The organism is Vogesella fluminis, assembly GCF_014652335.1.
GTDB classification, from domain to species: domain Bacteria; phylum Pseudomonadota; class Gammaproteobacteria; order Burkholderiales; family Chromobacteriaceae; genus Vogesella; species Vogesella fluminis.
Genome location: NZ_BMYP01000094.1, coordinates 1 through 1,868, shown reverse-complemented (window position 1 = coordinate 1,868; position 1,868 = coordinate 1). Strand labels below are relative to the sequence as shown.

Genomic DNA, 1,868 nt, shown 5'->3' with positions numbered 1-1,868 from the left:
GAGTTCGTCGATGGCCTCCTACCATCTGTCTGCATTTACACCACTTCCGTGGACTCTATCAACCCGATTTGTGGATAATCATCGCGGGCCCGCTCTGCCATATGCATGCAGGCTGTCCATGACGAGACTTTCCCTGCACCTTTGGCTGCTGGAACTCCACCTACAAACATATCAACGCCTGGTCAGCCGCCGGGAGATGGTTCAGAATTTTCATTGATTGATCCCGACAGTGAGTGGGTCATTGATGGAAGCTACGCAAAGGCCCATCAGCACAACTCCGGAGCAGCCAATCAACCGGATGCATAGGCCCCCCCGCACCGGCAACACGGGCAAGACCCACCTGGTAGCTGCCCTGCACGGCTTGCCTGTTGCATTCGACATCACCGGCGACGAGAGAAGACGATCTGTACGGCCACCAAGCATCATTACCATGACCACCGATATGGAGCTCCAACCGCTGCTAGGTCTCTGGCGGCGGCACCTTGCGCCCCAGCCGCAGCAGCACCATCACATAGCCGGACAGCGCGTAGCAGACGAAGAAGCCGAACAGTACCAGCGGCGGTTCCGACATCAGCAGCATCAGCACGACCACCAGCGCCAGCAGCATCACAAAGGGCACGCGACGGCGCAGGTGAATCTCCTTGAAGCTCCAGAATTTCACGTTGGTAACCATGGTGATGCCGGAAAACGCGGTAAAGCCCAGTGCCACCCATGGCAGGCCCGGCAGGTCATTGTAGCCATAGGCGTGGCAGATCCACACCAGGCCGGCCACCAGCGCCGCCGCCGCCGGGCTGGGCAGGCCGATGAACCAGCGCTTGTCGGTGGAACCGATCATGGTGTTGAAGCGCGCCAGGCGCAGGGCGGCACCGGCACAGTGGATGAAAGCGATCATCCAGCCCAGCTTGCCCAGGTCCTTCAGCATCCACTCATAGGCGACCAACGCCGGCGCCACGCCGAAGCTGACCATGTCCGACAGGCTGTCGAATTCGGCACCGAACGCGCTCTGGCTGTGTGTCAGCCGCGCCACGCGGCCATCCATGCCGTCGAGGATCATGGCAATGAAGATTGCCACCGCCGCGTACTCGAAGTTCTGGTTCATTGCCTGCACGATGGCATAGAAACCGGCGAACAGCGCGGCAAGGGTAAAGGAGTTGGGCAGCAGGTAAATGCCCTGGCGGCGCAACGAGGGCTTGCTGGATAGCGGATCGTGATGCATGGATAAGACCTTCACTCCTGGTTGTTGGCCACAGTCTGATCTGTTAGGGTCAAAACTTGCCCGTCAGAAAACGGGACATTCTAAAACGCCAGCCCGCACGGCAAAAGGCCGAATGGCCAAAATGCCCGCCCTTCGCGGGTGGCGTGCGTCGTCCTGCCGGGAGAATGACCATGCCGACCCCTACCATCCGCCGCCACCCGGGCAGTAGTTTCGAGCTGATCTCGCTGCACTCTGCCCACCGCTTTCCCCGCCACAGCCACGACCAGTACGGTGTGGGGCTGCTGTTCAAGGGGGCGCAGCGCTCCTTCAGCGGCCGGGGAATGATCGATGCCCAGGCCGGCGACGTCATCATGGTGAATCCGGGTGAAATGCACGATGGACAACCGCTGCATTGCGAGATGCGCAGCTGGCAGATGCTGTACTTCTCTGCTCAGCAGCTGGCCATCGCCGCTGATGCGGCCAACCTGTCGCCGTTTGGCCAGACGCTGCTGCCCCCCGCCAGCCAGGACCCGCAACTTGCCGGCTGCATCGTCCGGCTAATTGCCCTGCTGCAAGCCTCCGACACCACAGCCCTGGCGCAGGACGAGGCCGAAGATAGAGTCCACGGAAGTGGTGTAAATGCAGACAGATGGTAGGAGGCCATCGACGAACT

General features: G+C 60.9%; 2 protein-coding genes. One reads left to right on the top strand and one right to left on the bottom strand.

What is annotated here, in order from left to right:
- Window positions 1-460: 460 nt before the first annotated feature.
- Window positions 461-1,216, bottom strand: coding sequence for a CDP-diacylglycerol--serine O-phosphatidyltransferase (gene pssA / locus IE083_RS15530; RefSeq protein ID WP_189354940.1), 756 nt, complete (start codon window positions 1,214-1,216; stop codon window positions 461-463).
- A 170-nt stretch (window positions 1,217-1,386) separates the two neighbouring features.
- On the opposite strand from pssA, the gene IE083_RS15525 reads away from it, so the two are divergent.
- Window positions 1,387-1,851 carry an AraC family ligand binding domain-containing protein gene (locus IE083_RS15525; RefSeq protein WP_189354939.1) on the top strand — a complete coding sequence of 155 codons (465 nt, stop codon included), beginning with the start codon at window positions 1,387-1,389 and terminating at the stop codon, window positions 1,849-1,851.
- The last annotated feature ends 17 nt before the right edge of the window (window positions 1,852-1,868 follow it).

Coding starts and splice junctions, on each gene's coding strand:
- pssA (WP_189354940.1), bottom strand. CDS start 1,216: ATGCATCACGATCCGCTATCCAGCAAGCCCTCGTTGCGCCGCCAGGGC.
- IE083_RS15525 (WP_189354939.1), top strand. CDS start 1,387: ATGCCGACCCCTACCATCCGCCGCCACCCGGGCAGTAGTTTCGAGCTG.